This window comes from Nocardia seriolae NBRC 15557 (genome assembly GCF_007990715.1).
Lineage (GTDB): Bacteria > Actinomycetota > Actinomycetes > Mycobacteriales > Mycobacteriaceae > Nocardia > Nocardia seriolae.
Genome location: NZ_BJWY01000129.1, coordinates 1 through 21,483, shown reverse-complemented (window position 1 = coordinate 21,483; position 21,483 = coordinate 1). Strand labels below are relative to the sequence as shown.

The window sequence follows — 21,483 nt, the reverse complement described above, 5'->3', positions numbered from 1 at the left end:
GTATTAAGACTCTGAAAAGTTAGGGGTCTTACCGAGTCCCGGCCGGTCATGGTGAGAATCCTCACCGCTGGGCGTCTGCCCAGTTAACCCGGATGCCAAGGGGTTGCCGAAGGGCCGGAAGCGGGGTGAACCGGTAGGACCCACCCATATATCGTCCCGTCCCGCAATCCCGACCGGTAGGGCTGCGAAACCGGCCCGTGGGCGGCGCATAAGCTGAGCCCATGGCACGCATCACCGGCTCATGGCTGTCCGGACCGAACGCCGAATCCGGAGACAACCCGCCCGGTGAGTATCAGGGCAAGGAACTCGGCCTGCCTGCCTCCGGTCCCGGCGCGCTGGCACCCTTCACCCGGCGCGTGGTCGCCATCCTGGTCGACTGGTTCATCTCCATGGGCCTGGCCGCGATCATCGTGCGGCCCGATGCCGAGCACATCATCTCGAAGATGACGATTCCCAAGGGGCAGCAGCCGCCCTCGCACTTCGAGGTGATCACGCAGGCGCTCTCGACGCCGACGCTGCTGGTGTGGTTCGTGCTGGGGATCGCGGCCGTGACGCTGTTCGGCTTCACGCCCGGGCAGTACTTCCTGAAGCTGCGCGTCAGCCGCGTGGATGCGGACGCTCCGGTCGGTTTCGTCCGAGCGCTGGCCCGTCAGGTCATCCTGCTGTTCGTCATCCCCGCGCTGTTCACCGACAGCGACGGCCGCGGCATGCACGATCGCGCCACCGGCACCGCGCTGGTTTACAGCCGCTGACCCGGCGCGCCCTCACGAATTCCTCACGGGCGCTGTTATGTAATTTCCGCTCGGGCCGATTCGAATATACGAGCCCGGGCCGAGTTGACCCGGATTCCAGTCGTTACCTGCGATGCTGTTGGTGAAGTGTGTGGCGAGACGTTGCCAAATGTTCACCGCAGTTTGCTTTCGATCGGTATGGTGGCGGCGATTTGCCGTGACGCACCGATGGCCCGGTCCCACGGCAGGTAGCTATTGAAGTGCTGATGGAGGATCCATGGTCGAGGAGTACAGGGCGGCCGCGCGGAGATTCAGCCGGCGGTCCCTGTTCGCGACCACGGGACTGATCGGTCTGGCCGCGGCGGGCGCGGCGGTGAGCGCGGGCGTCAACGCGGCGGTCGACACCGACGAGGTCAAGCGCACTCTGAACGCGTCCGAGATCGGGCAGGGCGTGCTCGGCATCAACCCGATCGTCCGCACCGAACGCGTGTTCTCCAAGGCCCGCGGCCGCGAGATCGACCTGGTCACCATCCTGCCGCCGGGCGTCCCCGCCGAGAACCTGCCCATCTCCCTGCTGCTGCACGGACTGCACGGCAGCGCCCGTACCGCGGCCGTCGGCAATATCGCCGACCTCATGGCCGCGGGTGTCGCCAGCCGCCTGTCCCCGGCCTTCGGCTTCGTCGCCCTCGACGGCGGCGACAACTACTGGCACGACCACGGCACCGGCGACGACCCGATGTCCATGCTGCTCAACGAGGTTCCCGGCTGGCTGGCCCAGCGACGCCTGGGCGGACCGGACGGCCTGCCCAGCGCCGTCACCGGCACTTCCATGGGCGGCTTCGGCGCGTTCGTCTACGCGCGCCGCCGCTTCGAACAGGGCCGCCCGGTGAACGCGGTCGCCACCATGTCGCCCGGCCTGCTCACTTCGTGGACCGAAATGGCCAAGCGCAACGCCTTCATCAATGCCGACCAGTGGGCCACCCTCGACCCGCTGCGCAATCTCGACAAGCTCGGCCCGGCCCCCGTCGGCCTGTGGTGCGGCGACCGCGATCGCTTCATCGACGGCTGCCGCCGCTTCATCGCCATCGCCAAGCCCGAGGTCGGCCTGGTGACCCCGGGCGGGCACACCGAGGAATACTGGCGCACGGTGACTCCGGACGTGGTCCGCTTCCTGTCCCGTCACATCGCCTGACCGCGCCCGAAAGGCCCGGTTCCGTAGCCGGGCGGGCGTAGGCTACCTCCAGCGCGTTCGCGGCTGTCGCAGCGAAGGAGTGGTCGGATGACTGGCTTTTCGCCCGGGTTCCAAGGACGGCCACGTCCCGAGAGCGACCGCGTGCCGCCCGGCCAATACCTGGTCGAGGACTTCCCGGTGCTCTCCGCCGGACCCACGCCGCGGGTGGATCTCGACCGCTGGCAGTTCACCATCACCAACGAGACCGGCCGCCAATACGCTTGGAGCTGGCCACAATTGATGTCACTGCCCCAGGAACGCCCGCACGTCGACATCCACTGCGTCACCCGCTGGTCCAAACTCGACACCGACTGGCCGGGCATCTCCCTGGACGCCCTGATCGAAAACGTCGAAACCCAAGCCGAATACGCGCTGATCTCCAGCCACGGCGGCTACACCACCAACCTCCCGCTCGAGGAACTCACCGACGGCCGCGCCTGGATCGTCCACACCTACGACGGCCAGGACCTGCACCCCGAACACGGCGGCCCCGCCCGCCTACTGGTCCCGCACCTCTACCTCTGGAAATCGGCCAAGTGGGTCAAGGGCATTCAGCTCCTCGACCACGACGAGCCCGGCTTCTGGGAGTCCGGCGGCTACCACAGCCTCGGCGACCCCTGGCGCGAACAGCGCTACCAGGGCGACTGATGCGCTGGCAGCCCGCCGAACTCCTCGCCACCCGAGCCGAATCCGCCACGGCCCGCACCCTGATCCTGCGCGTCCCCGGCTGGCCCGGACACCGCCCCGGCCAGCACCTCGACGTCCGCCTCACCGCCCCCGACGGCTACCACGCCGAACGCAGCTACTCCCTCGCAGCACCGGCCGACGGCGACCACATCGAAATCACAATCCAGCGCGTCGAAGACGGCGAAGTCTCCACCTACCTCGTCGACACCTTCCCGATCGGCGCCTACATCGAAGTCCGCGGCCCCGTCGGCGGCTGGTTCGTCTGGACCCCCGAAACCGGCGCGGCCGTCCTCATCGCAGGCGGCTCCGGCATCGTCCCCCTCGCCGCCATGCTTCGAGCCCGCCGAAAATCCCCCAACCCCACCCCCTTCCGCCTCCTCTACTCGGTCCGCACCCCCGCCGACCTCCTCTACACCGACGAACTAGCCGAACTCCGCCGGCACACCCCGACAGCGCCTGTCACGTCCACAGGCGGACCCGGCGGGAGTCCGGGCCTCGTGCCCGGAGACCGTCAGGGCCGGAATCCGGACCGCCTCTCGGCCGACGGGTTCGGCGTCGAGAGCATCGCACCCGGCGGCCACGCGGGCGCGGAGGACGACATCGAAGTCCGCATCGCCTACACCCGGACCGCGCCCGCCGACGATCCCCGCCCACCGGCCCGCCTGACCGCCGCCGAGATCGCCCGCTTCGCCCTCCCGCCGTCCCCGGCCGTCACCTGCTACGTCTGCGGCCCGACCCCTTTCGTCGAATTCGCCGCTGACGCTTTGGTTTCCGCCGGTCACGCCCCCGCCATGATCCGCACCGAACGCTTCGGCCCCACGGGGAGATAACCATGACGATCCCGTACACCTACGCCTCGGCAACCTCCGGCGACCGCTACGTCGACGGCAACGCCCTCGCCGGTCTGCTCTCCGAGTTCTTCCCCGGCGACCCCACCCTCCACGAATGCCGCTGCGGCACCTGCGGATCCACCGAACCCCTGGCCCGAGCCCTCGTCTACCTCAACTGCCCCGGCACGGTAATCCGCTGCCCCCACTGCGCAGCAGTCATCCTCCAACTCACCACCACCCCCGCAGGCACCTACCTCACCATCACCGCCACCCTCCACTTCCCACCCCAGCCCTGATCCGCCGAGTGGCAACTCCTGGAGGCTGATCCGGACAAATCCCCTCCAGGAGTTGCCACTCGGCGGGTGGTCATCGGCTGGAAATGGTGAAGCCCGCGTCGGGGACGCGGGCTTCGGGTAGGTCGGGGTGGGTCAGCGGCGGCGGATGCTGCGTTGGACGCCTCGCATTTTTGCGCCGGAGGGGAGGGGGCCCTTGGGGAGGGCGGGGCCGCCTCGGGTGGCGAGGGCCGAGAGGCGGCCCTCGATGAGGTCCATGCGCTTGGTGTCGATATTGCGGGGGAGCTTGGTGAGGTAGCGCTGGAGGTCCTTGATGGCGACCTGGTCGGACTCGTTGCCGATGACGATGTCGTAGATCGGGGTGTCGCCGACGAGGCGGGAGACCTTCTTCTTTTCCTGGGCCAGCAGGGACTTCACGCGCTGGGGCGAGCCCTCGGCGACGAGGATGACGCCGGGGAGGCCGACCACGCGGTGGACCGCGTCGAGCTGGGTGGTGGCGGCGACGCCGGGGGTGACGCGCCACTTGCCCTGGAGGTTGTCCAGGACCCAGGCGGCCGCGCCGGCCTGGCCTTCGGCCTTGGCGTACACGTTCTTCTGGACGCGGCGGCCGAAGATGATGAAGGCGGCGAGCGCGCCCAGCAGCAGGCCGATCGGCAGCAGGAACCACTGCATGCCGAAGATGAAGCCGATCGCCAGGAACAGCACGGTCACGCCGACGAAGGCGCCGATCATCAGCGGCAGCAGGAGTTTGTCTTCCTTGCGCTGCATCTGGAACGCCTGCCAGAGCGGTTGGCGACGCTCCTTCGACGCCTGCTTGCGCGCCGCCTTCGCCGCGGCCTTCGCTTCCTTCGACGGATTACCGCCCTTGCCTGCTGCCATGGCGTCCAGCTTAGTGGCCGGGTACGCCCGGTTCGCGACGGGATCACCGCCGTGGTGGGCGGTTGCTTTCCGGCCGGAAATCCGGACCCGTCACAGTGGAGCGAAGCTGCGGCCTTTCTCTCACCGGGTGGCGTCGATCGAGGCTGGACCGGCTGGTCTGCGGATTCCGCGGTCCCGGCGGTTTTGGTCAATCCCGCTTGGATCTGCTGTTCTGGTTATAACCAGCAGGCGAGTGAAGGGAACCGGAAGGACATGCGGTCGACCGACCACAGGCCCGCCCGTGCCGCGCTCCGCACGCGGCCCCCGGGCGCGACCGCGCTGCTCCTCGGTGCGTTCATCCTCGTGGCCTGCACCTCGCACGGCCTGACCGTCGACACCGCGACGCCGATCGAGTCGACCACCGTCGCCGGTCAGACGCTGCCGCGCTCGGCGGCGCTGCTGTTCTCCGAAGCCGTCGCCCTGTCCCCGTCCGACGCCCGGGCGGTGCTCGAGACACTGCCGGTGAAGGGCCGCGCCCCGAAAACCGGGTACGCCCGGAATCAGTTCGGCGACAACTGGACCGACGATGTCGATGTGGCGGGCGGCCACAATGGCTGCGACACCCGCAACGACATTCTCGGCCGGGACCTGGCGGACCCGGCGTTCCAGGCGGACACCAATCACTGCGTGGTGCTCTCGGGCACCCTCGCCGACCCCTACACCGGGCAGACCATCGATTTCGTGCGCGGCAAGAGCACGTCGAACGCGATCCAGATCGATCACGCGGTCGCGCTGTCGGACGCCTGGCAGAAGGGCGCGCAACAGCTCACGCCCCGGGAACGCGCGAACCTCGCCAACGATCCCCGCAACCTGCTGGCGGTGGACGGCCCGGCCAATCAGCAGAAGAGCGCGAGCGACGCCGCCTCCTGGCTGCCACCCAACGAATCGTTCCGCTGCACCTACGTGGTGAAGCAGATCGAAGTGAAAGCCGCGTACTCCCTGTGGGTTACGCAGGCGGAGAAGGATGCCATGATCCGCGTCCTCGACACCTGCGCGCACTGAGATCCAGCAAGCGCGCCCCGAGATCTGCCGAAACACCCGAGATCTACCGAAATCACCTGAGATCCACCGAGAATGGAGTGAGAAGTATGAACAAGGCCCTGGCCACCCTCGGCCTGACCGCCACCACCGCGGCCACCCTGCTGGCGGTGACCGCGGCCCCCGCCGCCGCGGAACCCCTTGCCGCCCCGGCCTCCCCGATGGTCTTCCGGACCGCCCCGGCCCAGATCCCCGCGATCCAGCCCGAAACCCCCGCCCCGGCCGACATTCCGGCCGTCCCCGCACAGACCGCCGCCCGTGACCTTCTCGAAGGCACCGGCCTCGTGGTCCCCGCCGACGAGGTCTACTACAAGAACTGCACCGAGGCCCGCAAGGCCGGCGCCGCCCCGATCCGCAAGGGCGAGCCCGGCTACCGCCCGGCCCTCGACCGCGACAACGACGGCATCGCCTGCGAATAAGGCGTCGCGAGATCAGTTGGCGCTCTTGGTCTTCTCCCGCATGGAGTCCGCCAGCTGTTGCGGCATGGCCTCGTGGCGGGCGTAGGTCCGGGTGAAGGTCGCCGCGCCGTGGGCGAGTGAGCGCAGGTCTACGGCATAGCGGCTGAGTTCCAGTTCGGGGACCTCGGCGCGAATCACGGTGCGGCCCAGGCCCGCCGGTTCGGTGCCGAGGACCCGGCCGCGGCGGCTGGAGAGGTCGCCGAGTACGGGGCCCACGTATTCGTCCGAGACCACCACGCGCACTTCGGAGATCGGCTCCAGCAGGTTGATGCGGGCGAGTCCGGCCGCCTCGCGCAGGGCGAGCGCGCCCGCCATCTGGAAGGCGGCGTCGGAGGAGTCGACCGAGTGCGCCTTGCCGTCGAAGAGGGTGACCCGCACGTCCACCAGCGGGTATCCGGCCGCCACGCCCCGGATGGCCTGGGCGCGCACGCCCTTCTCGACCGACGGAATGAACTGGCGCGGAACGACTCCGCCCACCACCTTGTCCACGAATTCGATGCCGGACCCCTCCGGCAGCGGCGCGACCTCGATCTCGCAGATGGCGTACTGCCCGTGCCCCCCGGACTGCTTCACGTGCCGCCCGCGCCCGGACGCCGAGTTCCCGAACGTCTCGCGCAGCGCCACCTTGTGATCGATGGTGTCCACCTGCACCCCGAAGCGGGACCGCAGCCGCTCCAGCGCCACTTCCCGATGCGCCTCGCCCAGGCACCACAGCACCAGCTGATGGGTGTCGGGATTCTGTTACAGCCGCACCGTCGGATCCTCGGCGACCAGCCGCGACAACCCCTGCGAGAGCTTGTCCTCATCGGCCTTGCTGTGCGCCTTGATGGCCACCGGCAGCAGCGGATCCGGCATCGACCACGGCTCGATGATGAGCGGACAGTCCTTGGCGGACAAGGTATCCCCGGTCTCGGCCCGTGACAGCTTGGTCACGCACACGATGTCCCCGGCAATGGCCTGCGGCAGCGGCCGCTGCTGCTTGCCGAACGGCGCGGACACCCCGCCGACGCGTTCGTCGACATCGTGATTGGCGGTCTCGGCGGGCCCGTGCCCGCACACGTGCACGGTGTCGTCGGCGTGCAGGGTGCCGGAGAACACAAGCACCAGCGACATCCGGCCCACATACGGGTCGGAGGCGGTACGGATGACCTCGGCGGCCAGCGGCGCGGCAGGATCGCACGCCAGCGCCGACGCCTTCCCGCCCGCACCGGTCGCCGAGACGGGATGCTCTGCGGGCGTGGGGAATCCGCGCGTGATCAACTCCATGATCTCCACGGTCCCCAGCCCCTGCCGCGCCCCCTCGGGCGGCGGCGCGGCGATCAGCACGGGGTGGAAACTGCCGCGCGCCACCGCCTTTTCGAGATCGGTGACCACCGTGGCGAGGTCGATCTCCTCGCCGCCGAGGTACCGGTCCATGAGGGACTCGTCCTCGCTCTCGGCGATGATGCCCTCGATGAGCCGCCCGCGCGCCTCCTCCAGCTGCTCCCGTTGTTCCTCGGAGGCAGGGGTTTCCGTGCGTTCCCCGGTCGAATAGTCGTAGACGTGCTGGGTGAGCAGATCGATGAGCCCGGTCACCGGTCGGTGCCCGTCGGCCCCCTTGGGCCCGTACACCGGAAGATGCAGCGGCAGCATGCTTTCCGACCGCCCGCCGCCCAGAATCTCGCGGCAGGTCTCGGTCATGTCGTCGAAATCGGCTCGGGCGGTGTCCAAATGGGTGAGCACGATCGCGCGCGGCATGCCCACGCTCGCGCACTCCTCCCACAGCGCCAGCGTCGGCCCGCTCACCCCCTCCACGCCTGCGGCGGCCGAGAGTACGAAAAGGGCCGCGTCCGCTGCTCGCAGACCGGCCCTGAGTTCCCCGACGAAATCCGCGTATCCGGGGGTATCGAGGAGATTGACCTTGATGTGGTCCCACCCCATCGGTACCACCGACAGCTGGACCGACCTATGTTGTCGCTGCTCGATGTCGTCGTAGTCGGACACACAGGTGCCGTCTTCCACCCGCCCGGCCCGGGGTACCGCCCCCGCCGCCACGGCGAGCGCCTCCACCAGCGTGGTCTTCCCTGACCCGCTGTGGCCCACCAGCACCACATTCCGTATGTCGTCCGGCCTTTCGGCCACGACTACCCTGCCGTTGACACCTTGCGACGTCGTCGTTCGCTCGACCATGGCTCGCTCCGGGGGTCGATGAAAGCGGTCCTTCGAGCTTCCCACCAGCGGCGCGCTTCCGTCCACGAATCAACCGAACCGATTTGTACGGCACGCCGATACCGCCCGTTCACCTGAGCGGACGCGCCGAATCGTGATCAGCAGGGTGTACAGGGGCCGGCACACGGGCGAGGCCCGGACATATGCAGTCCGGGCCTCGTCGTCGATCTGAATGGCAGGTGGTCGAGTCGGTCCCCGCACCCGACGGAGTCGAGCACCGCGCTCGCGGAAGCGGACTCCCGTTCGCGCGGAACCGAATCAGGCCCCCGTGGAGCCGAAGCGGGCCAGGACGCTGTTGGCCTCCTGGGCCGCCGAGCCTTCCTCGGTCAGGTGCAGCATTTCCGGGGAGATCTCGCGGCCGTGGTGGCGCATGGCCTGGGCGTAGAGGCGACCGGCGCGGTAGGAGGACCGGACCAGGGGGCCCGCCATGACACCGGCGAAGCCCATTTCCTCGGCGGCCTTGGAGTGCTCGACGAACTCCTCCGGCTTCACCCACCGGTCGACCGGGTGGTGGCGGGGGGAAGGACGCAGGTACTGGGTGATGGTGATGATGTCGCAGCCCGCCTCGTGCAGGTCGCGCAGCGCCTCGGTGATCTCCTCCGGGGTCTCGCCCATGCCCAGGATGAGGTTGGACTTGGTGACCAGACCGGCCTCGCGGGCGGCGGTGATCACGGCCAGCGAGCGCTCGTACCGGAACGCCGGGCGGATGCGCTTGAAGATGCGCGGCACCGTCTCCAGGTTGTGGGCCAAAACCTCGGGGCGCGAATCGAATACCTCGGCCAGCTGCTCGGGCACCGCGTTGAAGTCCGGGATCAGCAGCTCGACGCCGGTGTGCGGGTTGAGCCGCTTGATGGCGCGCACCGTCTCGGCGTACAGCCACGCGCCGCCGTCCTCGAGATCGTCGCGCGCGACACCGGTGACGGTCGAGTAGCGCAGCCCCATGGCCTGCACGCTCTCGGCCACGCGCCGCGGCTCGTCGCGATCCAGCGCGGCGGGCTTGCCGGTGTCGATCTGGCAGAAGTCGCAGCGCCGCGTGCACTGCTCGCCGCCGATCAGGAAGGTGGCCTCGCGGTCTTCCCAGCACTCGAAGATGTTGGGACACCCGGCTTCCTCGCAGACCGTGTGCAGCCCTTCACGTTTCACCAGGCCCTTGAGTTCGGTGTACTCGGGGCCCATGGTGGCGCGGGTGCGGATCCAGGAGGGCTTGCGCTCGATCGGGGTCTCGGCGTTGCGCGCCTCGATGCGGAGCAGCTTGCGGCCCGCGGGCGCACCGACGGGCCCGGATGCGGAAGCCTGCGTAACCGTGGAGGCCGCCGCGGGGTCTGGTGCGGCCGAGTTGTTGGATGCCGGGGTATCGACAGAGGTCACTTTGTTCACCCTACGCTCGTGATTCTTCGGCCTTGGCGGGCACGGCTGCGGGCACCACCGGGAGCTGATCGGTTGTCGACGCGGGAAGCGGTTCGGGGCATTCGGCCGCGGACTTCGCGCAGCGGGAGATGGTGTGGTCGGCCACCTTCAGATCGCCGTCGAGGGCGCGCGCGATGGCGTCGGCGGCCAGCGGCCGCACCTCGTCCACGGTCACCTCGCGCCCGAGTTCGCGGCTCAGGGTGGTGACCCCGGCATCGCGAATCCCGCACGGCACGATGGCGTCGAAGCCGTCCAGGCTGGAATTGCAGTTCAGCGAGATCCCGTGCAGGGTGACCCCGCGCTGCACGCGCACGCCGATGGCCGCGACCTTGCGCTCGGGCTGGAATTCCGACTCGGGAACCCAGACGCCCGAACGTCCTTCCACCCGGCCCGCTTCCAGGCCGAGCTGCGCGCAGACGGTGATGAGTGCTTCCTCGAGCCTGCGCACGTAGGCCACCACGTCGACGGGTTCGGCCAGCCGGACGATCGGGTAGCCGACCAATTGCCCGGGTCCGTGCCAGGTGATCTTCCCGCCGCGATCGACCTCGATGACCGGGCTGCCGTCCGTGGGCAGATCCTGCGGTTCGGTGCGTCGTCCAGCGGTATAGACGAAGGGGTGTTCCAGCATCAGCAGCCGGTCCTGCCCGATTCCGTCGGCGCGTTCGGCGGCGATTCGCCGCTGCAGCTCCCAGGCTTCCTGGTAATCGATGAGGCCCAGATTCTCGACGACGAGGGGTGTGCCGTCGAAGCGGGCGGATACCGCACAGGGTAACGGTGCGGTGGCCGTACTGCTCTCACTCACGATTGCGACGTTACCCCTCCATCGAGGACGCGTTGCATGAGCGTCAAATCCATCCACCGCCCGAATTTGTGCCCGACTTCGGGCAGCTGACCGACGATCGCGAAACCGAATTTCTCGTGCAGTGCGATCGACGTGCGGTTACTCGATTCGATGGCCGCGATCATGGTGTGCACATCAGACTGCTCCGCGCGTGCCAGCAGCTCGTTCATCAGCGTGGTGGCGACTCCGCGCCGCTGGAATATATCTGACACGTAGACCGAGTTCTCCCCGCAGAAGCGGTAGCCCGATTTGGGCCGGAACTGCCCGTAGCTGGCGTACCCGGCCACCCGGCCGTCGATCTCGGCGACCAGGATCGGGAAACCGGCCCCGGTCCGCGTCGCGAACCACGCCTTGCGCTCGTCCAGATCGGCGGGTTCGGTATCCCAGATTGCGGTGGTCTCGGCGATGGCGTTGTTGTGGATCACCAGGATCTCCGGCAGATCGCTCTCCCGCGCATCCCGCACCAGCAGCGTCACTTGCTTACGGTAACGACCAGTCCGTTGTGACGCGCGCCGCGCCCACCGGCGATGTGGTTCCGGCCTTCGCCACCCGGCTGCCCGCGTCCTCGCGGTGTGCTCTCGGCTGGAATCCGGCTGTGGCACTCCGGGATCCCGGCCGACAACCATGTCGGCGGTCGCGATCGGGATGTCGGCTGGCGACTCAGTCGGTCTGGCCGAGGGTGGCGGTCAGCGCGGCCCCGATGGTCGGGTGCTGGAAGGTGTATCCGGCCTCTTCCAGGGCGGTCGGAATTGCCCTGGGGCCGTGCAGGATTGCCTCTTCGGCGAATTCCCCGATGGCCAGCCGCAGCGCGAACGCGGGCACCATGAGCGGGGTCGGCCGGTGCATGACGCGACCCAGCGCGCGGGTGAACTCGGCATTGGTGACCGGCGCGGGACCGACCATATTGACCGGGCCGGAAAGGTTTTCGTGCGTCAGCGCGTAGACGATCGCGCCCACTTCGTCGTCCAGCGAGATCCACGGCACGTACTGCCGTCCGCTGCCGAGCCGCCCGCCGAGGCCCAGGTAGTACAGGGGATACAGCATCCCCAGCATGCCGCCGTGCCGTGCCAGCACCACGGCCGAGCGCAACAGCACGGTCCGCACTCCGGCATCGGCGGCCTGTTCGGTGGCGGCTTCCCAGTCGGCACACAGTCCGGCCAGGAATCCCGTTCCGGCGGGCGAGGTTTCGGTGATGATCCGGTCCAGGCTGTCGCCGCCGTAGTAGTGCACGCCACTGGCATTGACCAGCGTCGGCACCCCGGTGGCGGCGACCGCCGCGGCCAGCACATCGGTCGGCACGATGCGGCTGTCGCGCAGTTCCTGCTTGTAGCTGCCGTTCCAACGCCGCCGCCCGATGCTCGCGCCGCAGAGATTCACCACGGCGTCGGCATCGCGCAGCGCGCGCTCGTCGAGATGGGAACGGACCGGGTCCCAGGTGAATTCGTCGCGGGCGTGGACGGGACGGCGCACCAGGCGGGTGACCTGGTGCCCGTCGCGGCGCAGGGCCGCGACGAGCGCCGTCCCGATCAATCCGGACGAACCGGCGACCACGACCTTCATGCGACTACAGGCCGAGATCGCCCTCGAACGCCGCCTCTTCCAGCCGGTGCTTGACCGTGGTCAGGAAGCGACCCGCGTCCGCGCCGTCGATGAGGCGGTGATCGTAGGTGAGCGGCAGGTAGGCCATCGAGCGGATGCCGATGAACTCGTTGCCGTCATCGCTGATCACCATGGGGCGCTTCACGATCGCGCCGGTGCCCAGCATGGCGGACTGCGGCGGCACCAGGATCGGGGTGTCGAACAGCGCGCCGTTCGAGCCGATATTGGTGATGGTGAAGGTGCCGTTGGCCAGCTCGTCCGGCTTCACGCCGCCGGTGCGGGCCCGGTTGGCGATATCGGCGATGGCGCGCGCCAGTCCGGCCAGCGACAGGTCGTTGGCGTTGTGGATGATCGGCGAGAGCAGACCCTGCTCGGTGTCGACCGCGATACCCAGGTTGACCACCGAGTGGTAGGTGATCTCCTTGGTGTCGGAGTTGTAGGACGCGTTGATGTTCGGGTGCACGGCCAGCGCCTCGATGACGGCCTTGGCGTAGAACGGCAGGAACGTGATGTTCACGCCCTCGCGCTGCTTGAACGCGGCCTTGGCGCGGTTGCGCAGGGACGCGACCTTGGTCATGTCGACCTCGTGCACCTGGGTGAGCTGCGCGGTGGTCTGCAGCGACTCGACCGTCTTGGTCGCGGTGATCTGCCGGATGCGGGTGGCCTTCTGGACCGTGCCGGGCAGGTGCGACAGCGACGGGCGCGGCGCGGCGGCGGCAGCGGCCGGGGCGGCAGCCGGAGCAGCGGCGGCGGGCGCGACGGCGGCCGGGGCCGGAGCCTTCTTGGCCTCCGCGGCGGCGAGCACATCCTGCTTGCGGATGCGGCCGCCGACACCGGAGCCGGAGACCGAGGCGAGGTCAACGTTGTTCTCCGCGGCCAGCTTTCGCACCAGCGGGGTGACGTAGGGGCCGCCGCCGTTGGTGGAGGGCTCGTCGGCCGGGGTGGCCGCGGCCGGAACCGCAGCGAGCTTGGGAGCCGGGGCGGGGGCCGGGGCAGGAGCCGCGGCGGCCGGAGCCGGGGCGGGCGCGGGAGCAGGGGCCGGAGCGGGAGCCGGGGCCGGAGCGGGCGCGGGAGCCGGAGCGGGCGCGGCGGCGACGACACCGCTGCCGATGACGCCCAGCTGGCCGCCGACCGCGACCACGTCGTCCTCGTTCGCGGAGATCTCCAGCAGCGTGCCGGCGACCGGCGACGGGATCTCGGTGTCGACCTTGTCGGTGGAGACCTCGAGCAGCGGCTCGTCCACGGCCACCTGGTCGCCGACCTGCTTCAGCCAGCGGGTGACGGTGCTCTCGGTGACGGATTCGCCGAGCTCGGGCATCTTGACCGGGGTGCCGGAGGCGGCAGCGGCCGGCGCGGGCGCGGCGGGCGCCGGGGCCGGGGCGGCGGCAACCGGCTGCGGGGCCGGGGCGGGAGCGGGGGCCGGCGCGGGCGCCGGGGCAGGGGCTGCGGCGGGGGCAGGTGCGGCGGCCGGGGCGGGAGCCGATCCGGCCTCACCGATCACGCCGAGCTCGCCACCGACCTCGACTACGTCGTCCTCCTGGGCGACGATCTTCACGAGAACGCCTGCGGCCGGGGACGGGATCTCGGTGTCGACCTTGTCGGTGGAGACCTCGAGCAGCGGCTCGTCGACCTGGACCGTGTCTCCTTCCTGCTTCAGCCACCTGGTCACAGTGCCCTCGGTGACGCTCTCACCAAGAGCCGGCATCTGGACGGAGAAGGTCATGTCCGTGGACTCCTCTGACTGCTCGTCGGGTTAAACAGTTCGTCTCTCCGCGGGCGTGGCACCGCGGGTCGCGGTGTCGTCCCGGCGGTCACAAAACATTCTGTGGCACCGGAGATCCGTGTTGGTTCTTGTTCCAGCCACCCATCCTTGCACTCGTCGTGGTGCGGCGTGTCACAGGGCGGCGCTTCCACCGACCTCTCCGTGTCGCCTTCCGCCGCGTGAGCACCGGATGTCGCTGGCGTGAGCCCGCATTGACGGGATCCCATGACACGTATCACGTTTCCGCCCGCCACAGGCCGCCGGGGTGCCGCTGGACGGGAGCCGGAACGGTAGCCGTCAGCTAACTGTGATGCGCACCGTACGCCCGGCGCACACATCGCTTGCACGATGCGTGCCGGGTCCGAACGCCGCACATCCATTCACGAACGTACGCCCGGCGGCGCATCGGCCGCCATGAGATCGGAAGTGCTCTCACCCACTCGCGGGGCCGCCCCTGAGCTGGTGCTGAACGGTTTCTGTGGGGGTGCTTAGGAGTTGGGTGGGGGAGTGGCGACCGGGGTCAGGGGTGGGCAGTATCGAAATATCCGGCGGTGCGTATTCCGGTCCGGAGAGGAGGTTTCGGGATGAGTTTCCTGGATCTGTTCGGTCGCGGCGGCACCGCTCGACGAGGCGACGCCGACCCCGCCGACATGGCGCACCTGGTCGCCTGGACCCGAAACCATTACGGCGTGGAAGCTTTCGTGGAGCCCCGCACCACGGTCACCGACGTGACGGTCATCCTGATCGCCCACGACGGCGAATGGACCCGCCGAGTGGTCGGCGAACGCGGCGCCCAACGCCTCTCCGCCACCCTCGACATCCCCGTCTACGACGCCCGCCGTCTCGGCTACCCCCAACGCCTCCGCGACTATGAATCCCGCCGCCGCCTCCTCGAACGCCGCACCGCCGAGTGGTCGTAGCCGCCGAATGGTCCCGGTCGCCGGGTGGTCCTACCGGTCGAGTGGTCTTGCCGCCGGGTCGTCCTGGCCGTCGAGTGGTCGTAGCCGTCGAGCGGTTGTGGCCGCCGAGTGGGCCTGGTCATTGAGCAGGATGAACGACGCCCGCCGCCGCATTGAGCGGGGCGGGCGTCGCTGTGAGACTGGACCGTTGGCTATTCGGCGGCGATGTTCTCGAGGGTGGTGATCAGGGTGCGGACCGGGACGCCGGTGCCGCCCTTGCCGATGTAGCCGAAGGGGGCGCCGGTGTTGTAGGCGGGGCCCGCGACGTCGAGGTGGGCCCACTGGACCGACTCGGGGACGAATTCCTTCAGGAACAAGCCCGCCGAGAGCATGCCGCCCCAGCGGTGGGGGGCGACGTTCGCCAGGTCGGCGATCTTGGAGTTGATGTCGGCGCGGAGTTCGGCGGGGAGGGGCATGGCCCAGGCGTTTTCGCCGATTTCCTGGGAGATGCGGGCGACTCGGTCGCGGAAGGCGTCGGTGCCCATGACGCCGGGCGTGCGGGTGCCGAGGGCGACCATCTGCGCGCCGGTGAGGGTGGCCACGTCGATGAGGTAGTCGGGCTCGTCCTCGCCCGCGCGGACGATGGCGTCGGCCAGGATGAGGCGGCCCTCGGCGTCGGTGTTGATGACCTCGACGGTGGTGCCGCCGTACTGGGTGAGCACATCGCCGGGGCGCTGCGCGGTGGCGGACGGCATGTTCTCGGCCATCGGCACGGTGGCGATGACGGTGAGCGGCAGGCTCAGTCGCGCGGCCAGCAGGGTGGTGGCGATGACCGCGGCCGCGCCGCCCATATCGGAGGTCATGTTCTCCATGCCCGCGGCGGGCTTGATGGAGATGCCGCCGGTGTCGAAGGTGATGCCCTTGCCGATGAGCGCGACCTTCGGGTCGCCGCCCGCGTAGGTGATGCGGATCAGCCGCGGCGGCCGCGAGGAGCCCTTGCCGACGCCGAGAATGCCGCCGTAGCCCTGGTTTTCGAGTGCGGTCTCGTCGAGAATCTCCACCTGGAGCCCGGCGGCCTTGGCCAATTCCGCCGCGCGGTTGGCGAATTCGCCCGGGAACAGGTCGCTCGGCGGGGTGTTCACGAAATCCCGTGCGGTGGCGACGGCCTCGGCGATGGCCCGCGCCCGGAACAGTTCCTCTTCACCGAATCCCGGCTCGGGAACCAGGAACTCGACCCGCTTGACCGGCTGATCGTCGGCCTTCGGCGCGGACTTGGCCGACTTGAACGCGGTGAACTGGTACGCGCCCAGGTAGAACCCCTCGGCCGCCGCACCCAGATCCAGCCCGGACAGCGTGGTGACCGCGGTCGCGACCCCGGTCAGCGCCCGCCCGGCCGCACCGGCCGAGCGGCGCACCTGCTCGGCGTCGATCTTGTCCGCCGCCCCGAGCCCGACCGCCAGCACGAAATCCACACCCAGCCCGGCGGGAGCCGGAACCCGGGTCAGCTCCTCACCCTTGCCCTTGGCCCCGACCGCCCGCAGCGCGCTCAGCAACGCCGCCCGGGTCTCGGAGTCCAGCACGTCCTCGAAGGCGTCGGCGGGCGCGATAACCGGCCCGTCCTCCGACGAGGTGAGCCCGATGACGAGCACATCGGCCTCCCCGATGCCCTCGGTGCGCGCCAGTTCCGGTCCGAGCGAACGATCTGCAACAGCTGTCATAGCAGCCCACGTTACTGCGCCCCTCCGACCGCAGCCGGTTGGGCGCTGGTCCGAGTCCGCACGGTGGCGCACCCCGGTACGTCAACCGTCCTCTACGCCCGGTTCGGCCTGTTCTCGACCTTTCCCGCGGCGCGTCTGAATACCCTGGATTCCGACACCGCCGTCGGGCATGACTTCGCGGTGTCCCCACCCTCCGGTGCCCGCCTCGAATCGCACGGGCGCACAGGAGGTCTCCAGTGGCGAAGGCGAAGTTCCAGCGGACGAAGCCGCACGTCAACGTCGGCACCATCGGCCACATCGACCACGGCAAAACCACGCTCACCGCAGCGATCACCAGGGTGCTGCACAACAAATATCCGGATCTGAATCCCTATACGCCGTTCGAGGCCATCGACAAGGCCCCGGAGGAGCGCCAGCGCGGCATCACCATCTCCATCGCCCACGTGGAATACCAGACCGAGAACCGCCACTACGCCCACGTCGACTGTCCCGGCCACGCCGACTACATCAAGAACATGATCACCGGCGCGGCCCAGATGGACGGCGCGATCCTGGTGGTCGCCGCCACCGACGGGCCGATGCCGCAGACCAAGGAGCACGTGATCCTCGCCCGCCAGGTCGGCGTCCCGAAAATGGTGGTGGCACTGAACAAGTGCGACATGGTGGACGACGACGAGATCCTGGAACTGGTCGAACTCGAGGTGAGCGATCTGCTCAGCGAATACGAATTCGACGGCGACAACACCCCGATCGTGCGGGTCTCGGCCTTCCAGGCGCTGGAGAACCCCACCGGCGCATGGGGCGAGAACATCACCGAACTCCTTGCCGCCGTGGACGATTGGATCGACACCCCGACCCGCGAGGTGGAGAAGCCGTTCCTCATGCCCATCGAGGACGTCTTCACCATCACCGGCCGCGGCACCGTGGTCACCGGCCGCATCGAACGCGGCGTGCTGAAGGTGAACGCCGAGGTCGAGATCGTCGGCATCCGACCCAAGACCACGAAGACCACGGTGACCGGCATCGAGATGTTCCGAAAACTGCTGGACGAGGGCCAAGCCGGTGAAAACATCGGCCTGCTGCTGCGCGGCATCCGCCGCGAGGACGTGGAACGCGGCCAGTGCGTCATCAAACCGGGCTCGGTCACCCCGCACACCCAGTTCGAGGGTCAGGCCTACATCCTGTCCAAGGAAGAGGGCGGCCGCCACACCCCCTTCTTCAACAACTACCGCCCCCAGTTCTACTTCCGCACAACCGATGTCACCGGTGTGGTCACCCTCCCGGCGGAAGTCGAAATGGTCCTCCCCGGCGACAACGTCTCCATGGAGGTGGTCCTCATCCAGCCCATAGCCATGGAGGTCGGCCTGAAATTCGCCATCCGCGAGGGCGGCCGCACGGTAGGCGCGGGCCAGATCACCAAGATCCTCAAGTAGTTCCGCGCGCAGGAATGTCCCGGCGGCGTGGCCACCGCGCCAACGCCGCCAGCGCGAACATCCGCGTGGCCGGGTGCCGGGTCGGATAGAACGAGTCTTCCTCGGCGGCCGTCATGCGCAGACTGTCCATCAATTCGAAGAAGTCGCGCTACCGCCGTCGGAGATCGTCGGTGGTGTTGAACGGGTGATCGTCGGGCGTCAGATCCATGTCGTCGAGGTATCGCGCGACCGCGGGCGCTGGATCGTCGGTGTCGGTGGCCGCGCCCAGGAGATAGATCATGATTGCCGCGTGCTCTTGCCGGAACCCGGCCGCGGTGAACGTCACTCGTTCGGCGAGATACCAGAACAGCCCGAGCGGCTCGTTCACATAGTCGCGTCCGAGTGCCGTCAGCTCCAGCCGACCCAGGTATCGGGTGATCAGATCGTGCCGTTCGGCGGCTTGGCGCAAGAAGGTGATCGGAACCGGTTGGCATCCCGCGCGACCGCGCCCGAACCAGTACGGGTTCATTCCGAGTCGGTGGAAGAGCACGGCGGAGTCCACGGGCGGAATGTCGCCGTACTCGTTCAACTCCAGCCCGTCGTTCCCGATCAGCGCGAGCAGTCGTGAGAACGGTTGCACGGCCGCGATCGCCAGCGGCTTGTCGATCTGGACCGGTCGGTCGATCATGGCTTGGGCCGCCAAATGCGTGACCTGCCGGCCGATGCGACCCGTCTCCCACTTCATGATCCGCTGGAGTGGCTCGGGCACCTCCTCGGGATCCAGCTGGACTTCGGCCGCGGAGCCCTGGCCGAATCCGCTCAGCGTGAGATTGACGGCCTCGATATCCAGACTCTTCGGGCCGCCGACGCATTCGACCCGTGGGTCGTCGGGCCCGCGCGCCTCCACGGCCTCGAGCCTGATCACCCGCTGCCATTCCTGCCGTGTGCCGTACCGGTGGTAGATGGCGTCGCCGGATTCGCACAGCAACTCGTCCAAGCGAACCGTGTACAGGTCCACCGCCGCCCGCTCGCCCCGCGCGGTCTCGAACGGGCACGGATAATGCTCGGTCGCGCGGTCGTTGTCGACGGCGGCGGATCCGAATCGAAAGCGCCGCTTGTCTTTCCAGTCGTACAGCTCTTACAGGACATCGTGGAGCTCGTCGAGGAACAGGCCCGATACGAGGGCGAGCCGTCGCCACGTGCGGGCATTCGATTTGACCGACTCGATCCGTACCCGCAGCGTCACCACCTGGTCGCGCCGTGGCCGACGCGGGGACTCCGGGGGCGGCAGCAGCATGTCGTCCCAGCTCCCGCCCGGACGCAACCAATTGTCGTAGGCGACCTTGCGGGCCTCGGGAGACAGCGCGTGCAGTTTATTGCTGATTTCGATGAAGGATTCCCAGTCCGACACAGGGGAAGGCTAGCCGAACAGCACTGCGGCCGAGCCCCGTTCGACGAGGCCCGGCCGCAATATGCGAGGTCTATCCCATTTCCTCCAGCGACTTGCCCTTGGTCTCGGGAACCCACTTGAGCACGAAGGGGATCGAGAGGAGGGCGAAGACGGTGTAGATGACGTAGGTGCCCGACAGGTTCCAGTCGGCGAGGCTGGGGAAGCTGGCGGTGATCACCCAGTTGGCGATCCATTGCGCCGACGCGGCCACGCCGAGAGCGGCGGCGCGCAGTTTGTTGGGGAACATCTCGCCGAGCAGCACCCACACCACGACACCCCAGGACAGGGCGAAGAACAGCACGAACACGTGCGCCGAAACCAGCGCCACGATGCCCTGCGCGTGCGGCAGGGCGACGCTGTCGCCGGAGCCGGTCTTGGCCGAGAACGCCCACGCCTCCAGCCCCAGTGCGATGGCCATGCCCGCGGATCCGATGAGCGCCAACGGCTTCCGCCCGATCCGGTCGACCAGGGTCACGGCGATGACGGTGCCCACGATGTTGATGATCGACGTGGTGAAGGAATAAAAGAACGAACTGGACGGGTCGATACCGACCGACTGCCACAGCGTCGCCGAGTAGTAGAAGACGACATTGATGCCGACCAACTGCTGGAACACCGACAGCCCGATGCCGATCCACACCACCGGCAGGAACCCGAACCCGCTACCCAGCAGATCCTTGAACGTGGACCGGTGCTCGCTGTGCATCGCCCGCTCGATCTCGGCGACCCGCGCGTCCAGATCCCCGGTGTTCCCCTCGACCTCGGTCAGCACCTGCTTGGCCTTGTCGGTCTTACCGACGGAGATCAGATACCGCGGCGACTCCGGAATGGTGAAGGAGAACAGCCCGTACAGCGCCGCCGGCACCACCATCACCCCGAGCATCCACTGCCAGGCTTCCAGGCCGCCGATGTGCCCGCGCTGTTCGCCGCCCGCCATCTTGAGGATCGCGAAGTTCACCAGCTGCGAGGTGGCGATGCCGATCACGATGGCCGCCTGCTGGAACGAGGCCAGCCGACCGCGATAGGCGGGCGGCGAGACTTCCGCAATGTACGCGGGTCCGATCACCGAGGCCATGCCGATGCCGATGCCGCCGATAACCCGCCACATCGCCAGATCCCACAGCGCGAACGGCAGCGCCGACCCGATCGCACTACAGGTGAACAGCGTTGCCGCGATGCGCATTACCCAGATGCGCCCGATGCGGTCCGCGACCCGCCCCGCGATGGCCGCGCCGACCGCGCAGCCGATCAGGGCGATGGCGACCACCTGCGCCAGGGTCGCCGACCCGATGTCGTACCTGCCGCGGATCGCCTCGACCGCGCCATTGATGACCGAGCTGTCGTACCCGAACAGGAACCCGCCCATGGCGGCCGCGGCGGAGATGAATACGACGTAGACCAGCGCGTCCGCCCCTTCCTTCTGGTCGCCGGGTGTTCGCGCCCCTACCGTTGAATTCACGCAGACTCCTTCGTCTCGCCCCGTATTCCCGTGTCGACCCGCGTTTCGACCATTGTTGCCTCCGGGTTGCTTGTCAATGTCTGTGCAACGCCGGGCTTCGATGGCCACTTCTTCCAGTGCGAGCCGCTCGGCCAGGACGAGTAGGTGCCGAGCCGCGTCGACCTCACCGCGCCGGGCCGCGACCGCGGCCTCCGACACCGTTCGCACGACCCGGTGCTGTTCCACGTTCCCCTCCCGCAATCGATGTCCGTTGCGGAGGTATTCGTCGCGGTTCGCGGCGATGTTCGTTCGAAGTGCCGGAAAAGCGCAGTTAGAGAGGCGATTTGACTTTGGTTCACCGCACCCCGTACCTTATTTCAGGTCAGAGCGACACGGACACCGACCCGGAGCCCACAGGGCCTGGGAAACGAGGTTGGACGAGGAGCGCCTGATGATCACACTAGTTCGGTCTGACCAGCGGATTTGGTTCTGCTGATGGATGCGAGCTAAGCTTTAAAAGTTGCCCAGCCGATCTAACGGGTTCACCGCCCGGTGGATGGCTT

The 21,483-nt window shown here is 68.5% G+C and carries 19 protein-coding genes and 1 pseudogene; 9 read left to right on the top strand and 11 right to left on the bottom strand.

Annotated elements, in window-relative coordinates; genetic code table 11:
* Window positions 1–221 precede the first annotated feature (221 nt).
* The 5 genes from NS2_RS29335 to NS2_RS29315 all read left to right on the top strand — a co-directional run bounded on the left by NS2_RS29335 (window position 222) and on the right by NS2_RS29315 (window position 3,775).
* On the top strand, window positions 222–752 hold the full coding sequence (locus tag NS2_RS29335; protein ID WP_033090582.1) for an RDD family protein: 531 nt from the start codon (window positions 222–224) through the stop codon (window positions 750–752).
* A 256-nt stretch (window positions 753–1,008) separates the two neighbouring features.
* Complete coding sequence (locus tag NS2_RS29330; RefSeq protein ID WP_033090581.1) at window positions 1,009–1,923, top strand: alpha/beta hydrolase; 915 nt, start codon at window positions 1,009–1,011, stop codon at window positions 1,921–1,923.
* 87 nt (window positions 1,924–2,010) lie between these two features.
* On the top strand, window positions 2,011–2,610 hold the full coding sequence (locus NS2_RS29325) for a molybdopterin-dependent oxidoreductase (RefSeq protein WP_033090580.1): 600 nt from the start codon (window positions 2,011–2,013) through the stop codon (window positions 2,608–2,610).
* Window positions 2,610–3,479 (top strand): FAD-binding oxidoreductase, encoded by an 870-nt coding sequence (locus tag NS2_RS36970; RefSeq protein ID WP_045439926.1) that lies wholly within the window; start codon window positions 2,610–2,612, stop codon window positions 3,477–3,479. Before NS2_RS29325 ends, NS2_RS36970 begins: the two co-directional genes overlap by 1 nt.
* Before the next feature lie 2 nt (window positions 3,480–3,481).
* The gene (locus NS2_RS29315) at window positions 3,482–3,775 is read left to right on the top strand and encodes a DUF6510 family protein (RefSeq protein WP_033090579.1); all 294 of its coding nucleotides are present in this window, start codon (window positions 3,482–3,484) and stop codon (window positions 3,773–3,775) included.
* 132 nt (window positions 3,776–3,907) lie between these two features.
* Here the strand turns inward: NS2_RS29315 and NS2_RS29310 are convergent, their stop codons facing one another.
* Window positions 3,908–4,651, bottom strand: coding sequence for a DUF4191 domain-containing protein (locus NS2_RS29310; protein ID WP_033090578.1), 744 nt, complete (start codon window positions 4,649–4,651; stop codon window positions 3,908–3,910).
* Between the two features lie 252 nt (window positions 4,652–4,903).
* On the opposite strand from NS2_RS29310, the gene NS2_RS29305 reads away from it, so the two are divergent.
* Window positions 4,904–5,692: an HNH endonuclease family protein gene (locus NS2_RS29305; RefSeq protein ID WP_081986271.1), complete on the top strand. Its 789-nt coding sequence runs from the start codon at window positions 4,904–4,906 to the stop codon at window positions 5,690–5,692.
* Window positions 5,693–5,778: 86 nt separating this feature from the next.
* Window positions 5,779–6,147, top strand: a complete 369-nt coding sequence (locus NS2_RS29300) for an excalibur calcium-binding domain-containing protein (protein ID WP_033090577.1) — start codon at window positions 5,779–5,781, stop codon at window positions 6,145–6,147.
* Between the two features lie 12 nt (window positions 6,148–6,159).
* Here the strand turns inward: NS2_RS29300 and NS2_RS29295 are convergent.
* The 6 genes and pseudogenes from NS2_RS29295 to sucB form a co-directional block, all read right to left on the bottom strand.
* Window positions 6,160–8,355, bottom strand: a pseudogene (locus tag NS2_RS29295) (elongation factor G-like protein EF-G2).
* A 297-nt stretch (window positions 8,356–8,652) separates the two neighbouring features.
* Entirely contained in the window at window positions 8,653–9,762 is a 1,110-nt protein-coding gene (gene lipA, locus NS2_RS29290) for a lipoyl synthase (protein ID WP_033090586.1), read from the bottom strand.
* 10 nt (window positions 9,763–9,772) lie between these two features.
* Window positions 9,773–10,606: a lipoyl(octanoyl) transferase LipB gene (gene lipB / locus NS2_RS29285; protein WP_082062771.1), complete on the bottom strand. Its 834-nt coding sequence runs from the start codon at window positions 10,604–10,606 to the stop codon at window positions 9,773–9,775.
* The gene (locus tag NS2_RS29280) at window positions 10,600–11,112 is read right to left on the bottom strand and encodes a GNAT family N-acetyltransferase (RefSeq protein ID WP_033090584.1); all 513 of its coding nucleotides are present in this window, start codon (window positions 11,110–11,112) and stop codon (window positions 10,600–10,602) included. The genes lipB and NS2_RS29280 overlap by 7 nt, the downstream gene beginning before the upstream one ends.
* Window positions 11,113–11,302: 190 nt before the next feature.
* Complete coding sequence (locus NS2_RS29275; RefSeq protein WP_033090576.1) at window positions 11,303–12,202, bottom strand: TIGR01777 family oxidoreductase; 900 nt, start codon at window positions 12,200–12,202, stop codon at window positions 11,303–11,305.
* A gap of 4 nt (window positions 12,203–12,206) precedes the next feature.
* Complete coding sequence (gene sucB, locus NS2_RS29270) at window positions 12,207–13,964, bottom strand: 2-oxoglutarate dehydrogenase, E2 component, dihydrolipoamide succinyltransferase (RefSeq protein WP_033090575.1); 1,758 nt, start codon at window positions 13,962–13,964, stop codon at window positions 12,207–12,209.
* Between the two features lie 623 nt (window positions 13,965–14,587).
* Here sucB and NS2_RS29265 point away from each other — a divergent pair.
* Window positions 14,588–14,923 carry a hypothetical protein gene (locus tag NS2_RS29265; protein WP_033090574.1) on the top strand — a complete coding sequence of 112 codons (336 nt, stop codon included), beginning with the start codon at window positions 14,588–14,590 and terminating at the stop codon, window positions 14,921–14,923.
* Window positions 14,924–15,114: 191 nt separating this feature from the next.
* On the opposite strand, the gene NS2_RS29260 is transcribed toward NS2_RS29265, so the two are convergent.
* A complete protein-coding gene (locus tag NS2_RS29260) occupies window positions 15,115–16,620 on the bottom strand; it encodes a leucyl aminopeptidase (protein ID WP_033090573.1) in 1,506 nt (501 codons plus the stop codon).
* 236 nt (window positions 16,621–16,856) lie between these two features.
* On the opposite strand from NS2_RS29260, the gene tuf reads away from it, so the two are divergent.
* Window positions 16,857–18,053 (top strand): elongation factor Tu, encoded by a 1,197-nt coding sequence (gene tuf, locus NS2_RS29255; protein ID WP_033090572.1) that lies wholly within the window; start codon window positions 16,857–16,859, stop codon window positions 18,051–18,053.
* 148 nt (window positions 18,054–18,201) lie between these two features.
* Here the strand turns inward: tuf and NS2_RS29250 are convergent, their stop codons facing one another.
* From NS2_RS29250 to NS2_RS29240, 3 genes are all read right to left on the bottom strand, one after another.
* Complete coding sequence (locus tag NS2_RS29250; protein WP_071343907.1) at window positions 18,202–19,029, bottom strand: hypothetical protein; 828 nt, start codon at window positions 19,027–19,029, stop codon at window positions 18,202–18,204.
* Between the two features lie 141 nt (window positions 19,030–19,170).
* On the bottom strand, window positions 19,171–19,443 hold the full coding sequence (locus NS2_RS29245) for a hypothetical protein (protein ID WP_033090570.1): 273 nt from the start codon (window positions 19,441–19,443) through the stop codon (window positions 19,171–19,173).
* A gap of 70 nt (window positions 19,444–19,513) precedes the next feature.
* Complete coding sequence (locus NS2_RS29240; protein ID WP_033090583.1) at window positions 19,514–20,941, bottom strand: sugar porter family MFS transporter; 1,428 nt, start codon at window positions 20,939–20,941, stop codon at window positions 19,514–19,516.
* Between the last annotated feature and the right edge of the window lie 542 nt (window positions 20,942–21,483).

What these genes read in the sequence shown, in the direction of transcription:
- NS2_RS29335 (WP_033090582.1), top strand. Translation starts at nt 222, where the DNA reads ATGGCACGCATCACCGGCTCATGGCTGTCCGGACCGAACGCCGAATCC.
- NS2_RS29330 (WP_033090581.1), top strand. Translation starts at nt 1,009, where the DNA reads ATGGTCGAGGAGTACAGGGCGGCCGCGCGGAGATTCAGCCGGCGGTCC.
- NS2_RS29325 (WP_033090580.1), top strand. Translation starts at nt 2,011, where the DNA reads ATGACTGGCTTTTCGCCCGGGTTCCAAGGACGGCCACGTCCCGAGAGC.
- NS2_RS36970 (WP_045439926.1), top strand. Translation starts at nt 2,610, where the DNA reads ATGCGCTGGCAGCCCGCCGAACTCCTCGCCACCCGAGCCGAATCCGCC.
- NS2_RS29315 (WP_033090579.1), top strand. Translation starts at nt 3,482, where the DNA reads ATGACGATCCCGTACACCTACGCCTCGGCAACCTCCGGCGACCGCTAC.
- NS2_RS29310 (WP_033090578.1), bottom strand. Translation starts at nt 4,651, where the DNA reads ATGGCAGCAGGCAAGGGCGGTAATCCGTCGAAGGAAGCGAAGGCCGCG.
- NS2_RS29305 (WP_081986271.1), top strand. Translation starts at nt 4,904, where the DNA reads ATGCGGTCGACCGACCACAGGCCCGCCCGTGCCGCGCTCCGCACGCGG.
- NS2_RS29300 (WP_033090577.1), top strand. Translation starts at nt 5,779, where the DNA reads ATGAACAAGGCCCTGGCCACCCTCGGCCTGACCGCCACCACCGCGGCC.
- NS2_RS29275 (WP_033090576.1), bottom strand. Translation starts at nt 12,202, where the DNA reads ATGAAGGTCGTGGTCGCCGGTTCGTCCGGATTGATCGGGACGGCGCTC.
- sucB (WP_033090575.1), bottom strand. Translation starts at nt 13,964, where the DNA reads ATGACCTTCTCCGTCCAGATGCCGGCTCTTGGTGAGAGCGTCACCGAG.
- NS2_RS29265 (WP_033090574.1), top strand. Translation starts at nt 14,588, where the DNA reads ATGAGTTTCCTGGATCTGTTCGGTCGCGGCGGCACCGCTCGACGAGGC.
- NS2_RS29260 (WP_033090573.1), bottom strand. Translation starts at nt 16,620, where the DNA reads ATGACAGCTGTTGCAGATCGTTCGCTCGGACCGGAACTGGCGCGCACC.